Raw genomic sequence first — 6661 nt, forward strand, 5'->3', positions numbered from 1 at the left:
TATAGATTTATTAGATTGGACTTTGTAACTATTAACCAGTAGTCATTCTTGACTACACCATTATTATACTAGGAGTGTGTTCAATATGAAAAAATTTATTATGATTGCAACCGTTTTTACACTTATGACAGGGGTGTTGACAGGATGTAGCGGCAATGCTGGTTCGTTCACTGACAAAAGTACAGCAAATGAGACAACTAAGAGTTCACAAACAATAGCCACCGACGGTTCCACTTCAATGGAGAAAGTCATTGGATTTTTGAGTGAAGCCTATATGGAGGAACATGGAAATATAAAGGTTACATACAATCCAACGGGTTCTAGTTCCGGTATACAGGCAGTAGCGGAAGGAAGATGTGATATCGGACTGGCAAGTCGTGACCTGAAGGAAGATGAAACAGCAGATTTACAGGGAACGGTAGTTGCCATTGATGGAATCGGAATCATAGTCAATCCTGATAATCCGACAACAGATTTAACAATTGATCAGATAGGGAAGATTTACAGTGGTGAGATTACCAACTGGAAAGAGGTTGGCGGCAGCGACGCACCGATTGTCTGTATTGGGCGTGAGGCGGCTTCCGGCACAAGAGACGGTTTTGAGGAAGTGACAGGCACAAAGGATAAATGCAAGTATTCACAGGAACTTACGTCTACGGGCGATGTCGTGCAGACGGTATCCGGCAATCCAAATGCCATTGGCTATGCATCGGTTGCCTCGGTTGGTGATACGGTAAAGATGGTCAGCGTGGAAGGGGTAAGCCCGACAACAGAAAGTATTCAGGATGGGAAATACAAAGTCCAGAGAAACTTCGTGCTGGTCACAAAAAAGGACACTGCTCTTTCTAAAGCTGCACAGGAGTTTTTCGACTTCGCTACCAGCGAACAGGCAGACAGCCTTATTACAGAGGCAGGTGCTGTTCCTGTCAAACGGTAATTACAGGAGGGGCTGTTATGGAAAAGATAAAAAAGACAGCAAGGTGGATGGAAAGGGCAATGAACCTGTTGTTTTTGGTATGCGGTCTGCTGACGATACTGTTTGTCGTCCTAATTACTATATTTCTCTTGATAAGCGGCATTCCGGCAATACGGGATATCGGTCTGGGAGATTTCCTGTTTGGGAAGGTCTGGGCATCTACTTCTGCAAAGCCTTCCTATGGAATCCTTCCCTTTATCCTGACATCCGTATACGGAACTCTGGGGGCAATCCTCATAGGAGTTCCGATTGGACTGCTATGTGCTATTTTTCTGGCAAAGATGTCCCCAAAGAAAGTTAGCAGTGCAGTAAGGAATGTGGTAGATTTGCTTGCCGGAATCCCGTCTGTCGTTTATGGGCTGGTGGGAATGATCATCATTGTTCCATGCGTAAGGGAGATATTTCATCTCCCGGATGGTGCAAACCTCTTTTCGGCAATTCTTGTCCTTGCTGTTATGATTCTGCCCTCTGTCATTTCCGTATCGGAAACGGCAATCGGGGCGGTGCCAAAGGAATATGAGGAGGCTTCTCTTGCTCTGGGGGCGACAAAGACGGAAACCGTATTTAAGGTGGTTGTGCCTGCCGCAAAAAGCGGCATTGTCACTGCGGTTGTATTAGGCATTGGCAGGGCAGTCGGGGAAGCGATGGCGGTTATGATGGTAGCGGGAAATGTTGCCAATATGCCGAAACTGTTTGGCAGCGTCCGGTTTCTGACTACTGCTGTTGCCAGTGAAATGTCCTATTCTTCCGGCTTACAGAGACAGGCATTATTTTCCATCGCACTGGTGCTTTTTCTGTTCATTATGGCAATTAACCTGATATTAAATGTAGTAATTAAAAAAAAGGTTTGAAGTTCCACTATTGCATGAAAATACCATGCCAAGTGGAACTAAGGCAAACCTATCAAGAACGCAAAAACAGCGTTCTTGAGGAAAATGGAGGAAATACATGTGACTGATACAATATCGAAAGCAAGAAAAATTAAGGATACTATCTTAAAGCTGATGATGGTTTTATCAGCAGGATTGATTTGCTCTCTCCTGCTCGGACTGATTGGATATATCCTGTACCGGGGCATTCCACATATCTCATGGATGCTTGTTTCTACGAAACCAAGCCTTTTGCGTGGTACGGTCGGGATTCTGCCAAACATCCTGAATACCTTATATATCATTATCATAACGCTTGTAATTGTACTGCCGCTTGGGGTAGGGGCTGCGATTTATCTGAACGAATATGCAAAGAATAAAAAACTGGTACGGGTCATTGAACTGGCAACAGAAACCCTTGCCGGAATCCCATCAATTATATATGGACTGGTGGGAATGCTCCTGTTTGTGCAGTTTTTCTCTCTGGGAACCAGTCTGATGGCCGGTTCGCTCACCCTGGCAATCATGACATTGCCCACGATTATACGCACCACACAGGAAAGCCTGAAAACGGTGCCAAAAGCATACCGGGAAGGTTCGCTTGGATTAGGGGCAGGCAAATGGTATATGATTCGTACAGTTGTCATTCCCTGTGTCATTGATGGGATTGTTACCGGCTGTATCTTATCGGTGGGCAGAGTGGTAGGTGAAAGTGCCGCACTTCTCTTTACGGCAGGGATGGCAAATGAACTGCTGACCGTACCAGAGGCAGTGCAGGCGGGAAATGCGGGTTCTACCCTGACCGTTGCCATGTATGTATATGCGAAAGAGCGCGGGCAGTTTGATGTTGCGTTTGCGGTTGCCGCTATATTGCTTGTACTTACCTTTCTTATCAATATGTCGGCAAAGATAGCGGCGGTTAGACTGAAACAGAAACGAGGTTAAAGTTATGGAACACATTATCACGACAAAGAATTTAAACTTATGGTATGGTGCGAGCCATGCCCTGAAAAGTATCAACATGGAAATCCCGGAAAAGAAAATCACTGCGCTGATTGGCCCCTCTGGCTGTGGAAAATCCACTTATCTGAAAACATTGAACCGGATGAATGATTTGGTGGAAAGCTGCCGTATCGAAGGAGAAATTATGCTTTCCGGCATTGACATTTACAAGGGGATTGATGTAAACATTTTGCGGAAACGTGTTGGCATGGTCTTTCAAAAACCGAATCCGTTTCCAATGAGTATTTATGATAATATTGCCTATGGTCCAAGAATACATGGAATCAAATCAAAGGTTAAGTTGGATGAAATCGTGGAGCGTTCCCTGACGCAGGCGGCAATCTGGGAGGAATGCAAAGACCGTTTGAAAAAGAGTGCATTGGGCATGAGTGGCGGCCAGCAGCAGAGGCTCTGCATTGCAAGGGCACTGGCGGTAGAGCCGGAAGTCCTTCTGATGGATGAACCGACGTCTGCCCTTGACCCTATTTCCACTTCAAAGATTGAAGATTTAGCAATGGAACTGAAGGAAAAATATACGATTATTATGGTAACCCACAATATGCAGCAGGCAGTGCGGATTGCAGATAAGACAGCATTCTTCCTGCTGGGCGAGGTGGTGGAGTTTGATGATACGCAGACCATGTTCTCCACACCGTCTGACCAGAGGACAGAGGATTATATTACAGGGAGGTTTGGATAATGCGGAATAAATTTGACAGACAGTTATCGCAGCTTAATACAGAACTTGTTACCATGGGAGCCTTATGCGAGGAGGCAATTACCAATGCGGTAAAATATCTTACGGATAATGAAGAAAACAGCAAAAATATGTGTCTGGATGCGGATACGCAGATTGATAAAAAAGAGCGTGATATCGAAACCCTCTGCCTGAAACTGATTTTGCAGCAGCAGCCCGTGGCAAAAGATTTGAGAGTTGTTTCAGCCGCTTTGAAAATGATATCCGATATGGAACGGATTGGAGACCAGGCATCGGATATTGTGGAGACTGCACCTTATGTGGCAAAAAAGGGAACGCTTGGCGAAACCCATATCCGGGAAATGGCAGAAGCAGCGATCAAAATGGTGTCAGAAAGTATTGAATCTTTTGTAAAAATGAATCTGGATATTGCCTGGCTGGTAATTGAACATGATAATATCGTGGATGATTTATTTGACAAGGTAAAGCGGGAGTTGATAAAATCAATAACGGAGAGACACGACGATGCGGAGGCTCTTATGGATTTGCTGATGATTGCAAAATATTTTGAGCGGATTGGCGACCATGCAGAAAATATTGCGGAATGGGTTATTTATTCCATTACCGGAGAGCATCGGAAAAGACCTGAAAATAAGGAAAGCTCCACCAAAGGAGGAATCGGTTAACATGATTTATCTGCTGGAAGATGATGATAATATAAGAAAGCTGGTATGCTATGCGCTGTCAAAAGAGGGATTTGAAGTACAGGGGCATTCTTCTCCAAAGGAATTTTGGCAGGGACTAAATACGGAACTGCCGGAATTGGTTTTGCTGGATATTATGCTGCCGGAAGAAGACGGGTTGTCGATTCTGAATAAACTGAAAGGTAATGCAGCGACTGCGCATATCCCTGTGATTATGCTTACCGCAAAGGGCAGTGAATTTGATAAGGTCACAGGCCTTGATATGGGAGCGGATGATTACGTGGCAAAGCCTTTTGGAACGATGGAACTGATTTCAAGGATCCGGGCGGTACTGAGGCGTTCCCAAAAAACGCAGGATGACAGAACGTATACGATTGGCGGGATGTATGTTAATCCTGCAAAACATATTATTACGGTATCAGGGGAAGCGGTATCGCTTTCCTATAAGGAATATCTGCTGTTGATGGTTCTGCTGGAGGCAGAGGGCAATGTAGTGGAACGTGACAGGCTTTTAACCAGTGTCTGGGGGGAATATTATACAGAATCCCGGACGCTGGATGTGCATATCCGGAAACTGCGGGTAAAACTGGGGGATGCCGGAAAACTCATTCAGACTATAAAAGGAATCGGTTATAAATTAGGAGGCGATTGGAATGAATAAAAAAATTTTTCATTCGTCACTGCTTACCGTCTGTCTTGTATTGGCAGCTACCATTGCATTGATTATGGGGCTTTTGTTTCATTTTTTTGAAAAGCAGATACAGAAAGAGCTTGCCAATGAGGCCGGCTTTCTGGCACATGCTCTTGAAAATGAGGGAGCCGGATATTTTGACAGTTTTGATAACAAGAATAACAGACTTGCCGGAAATAACCGTATCACATGGATTGATGAAAATGGAACGGTATTGTTCGACAGCAGGGCAGATGTGTCCGAACTGGATAATCATGCCGACAGGGATGAAATTAAAACGGCAATGAAAGAGGGGAAGGGCATGAGTACGAGGTACTCCAAAACCCTGACGGAAAAAACAGTGAATTATGCCATACGGCTTTCCGATGGCAGCATACTGCGGGTTTCGACAGAACAGTATACGGTAGTAACCATTCTGATGGGGATGCTTCAGCCGATTTTATTCATTATGTTTGTCGCATTGATTTTAACACTGGTGCTTTCCGCAAGGGTATCAAAAGCCATTATAGAACCAATTAACAAACTGGATTTGGAAATACCGGAAAATAATGACACATATGAGGAATTAACACCTCTGTTACGGAAAATTGCAGACCAGAAAGAAACGATAGGGGAACAGCTTGCGGACGCCCGCAAAAAACAGAAAGAATTTAACCTTATTACAGAAAATATGAGTGAGGGCTTTCTGGTTATTGATGCAGACGCCAATCTCCTGACCTATAATTCTGCCGCATTAAACCTGCTTGAGATTACCCCTCCGGCAGACAGGAGTGTCCTGCTGTTCTGCCGGGCAAAAGAGTTCAGAGGCGTTATATCCGATGTATTGTCAGGAATAAAGGCAGAGAATACGATGGTGCGGGAGGAACGCAGTTACAGTCTGATTGCCAATCCGGTTTATGAGAAGGAATCCGTAATTGGGGCCGTTGTGGTTATTCTGGATATTACGGAACGTGAAAAAAGGGATATGCTGCGCCGGGAGTTTACGGCAAATGTTTCCCATGAACTGAAAACTCCGCTGACGTCTATCTCTGGCTTTGCCGAACTGATGAAAGCAGGCGATGTTCTGGAAAATGATGTGACTGACTTTTCAAAATCCATTTATGATGAGGCACAGCGGCTGATTACGTTAGTCAATGATATTATTAAGATTTCTGAACTTGACGGGCAGAGTATTCCTTATGAAAAGGAAACGGTGGATTTATATGAATTGTCAAAGGAAGTAATCGGACGGTTGGAAAAAGAAGCCGATAAGAAGAATATTACCTTTCATTTGATTGGCGGCAGGGCAGAGATTATAGGCGTGCATAAAATTTTGGAGGAAATGCTCTATAACCTTTGTGACAATGCGATTAAATATAACAAGGAAAATGGTACGGTGGATGTTTTGGTAAACCAGACGGGAGATGGCGTGAATGTGATTGTGCGTGATACGGGAATCGGGATTCCTATATCACATCAGGACAGGGTGTTTGAACGCTTTTACCGGGTGGATAAAAGCCATTCCAAAAAGGTAGGTGGAACAGGTCTTGGTCTTGCCATAGTAAAGCATGGTGCTCTGTACCACCATGCAAAGCTCAGTCTGGAAAGTACTGTGGATGTGGGAACGGTGGTAACGATTGCATTTTCTAAAAAATAATAAAGATAAACCTGAATTATTCACAGCTGTGCCGTGAAAGTGGCTGAAAGCCACATAGTTACTGTATTTAAGCTGCTTATTGCATT

At 44.3% G+C, this 6661-nt stretch carries 7 protein-coding genes; all 7 read left to right on the forward strand.

Annotation, left to right across the window (positions count from 1 at the left end; genetic code table 11):
* Positions 1-85: 85 nt before the first annotated feature.
* Positions 86-937, forward strand: a complete 852-nt coding sequence (locus tag NFR99_RS14425; RefSeq protein ID WP_120486606.1) for a phosphate ABC transporter substrate-binding protein — start codon at positions 86-88, stop codon at positions 935-937.
* A 17-nt stretch (positions 938-954) separates the two neighbouring features.
* Entirely contained in the window at positions 955-1827 is an 873-nt protein-coding gene (pstC, locus tag NFR99_RS14430; protein ID WP_120409522.1) for a phosphate ABC transporter permease subunit PstC, read from the forward strand.
* 99 nt (positions 1828-1926) lie between these two features.
* Positions 1927-2790: a phosphate ABC transporter permease PstA gene (gene pstA, locus NFR99_RS14435; protein WP_120486605.1), complete on the forward strand. Its 864-nt coding sequence runs from the start codon at positions 1927-1929 to the stop codon at positions 2788-2790.
* Positions 2791-2794: 4 nt separating this feature from the next.
* Positions 2795-3547 carry a phosphate ABC transporter ATP-binding protein PstB gene (gene pstB, locus NFR99_RS14440; protein ID WP_004060638.1) on the forward strand — a complete coding sequence of 251 codons (753 nt, stop codon included), beginning with the start codon at positions 2795-2797 and terminating at the stop codon, positions 3545-3547.
* The gene (phoU, locus tag NFR99_RS14445) at positions 3547-4230 is read left to right on the forward strand and encodes a phosphate signaling complex protein PhoU (protein ID WP_251353996.1); all 684 of its coding nucleotides are present in this window, start codon (positions 3547-3549) and stop codon (positions 4228-4230) included. Before pstB ends, phoU begins: the two co-directional genes overlap by 1 nt.
* Before the next feature lies 1 nt (position 4231).
* Positions 4232-4909: a response regulator transcription factor gene (locus NFR99_RS14450; RefSeq protein ID WP_120486604.1), complete on the forward strand. Its 678-nt coding sequence runs from the start codon at positions 4232-4234 to the stop codon at positions 4907-4909.
* Positions 4902-6575: a sensor histidine kinase gene (locus NFR99_RS14455; protein ID WP_251353997.1), complete on the forward strand. Its 1674-nt coding sequence runs from the start codon at positions 4902-4904 to the stop codon at positions 6573-6575. Before NFR99_RS14450 ends, NFR99_RS14455 begins: the two co-directional genes overlap by 8 nt.
* Positions 6576-6661: the final 86 nt, after the last annotated feature.

Origin of the sequence: Hominisplanchenecus murintestinalis (assembly GCF_943193015.1) — a bacterium.
In the GTDB taxonomy this organism is placed as follows: Bacteria; Bacillota; Clostridia; order Lachnospirales; family Lachnospiraceae; genus Hominisplanchenecus_A; species Hominisplanchenecus_A murintestinalis.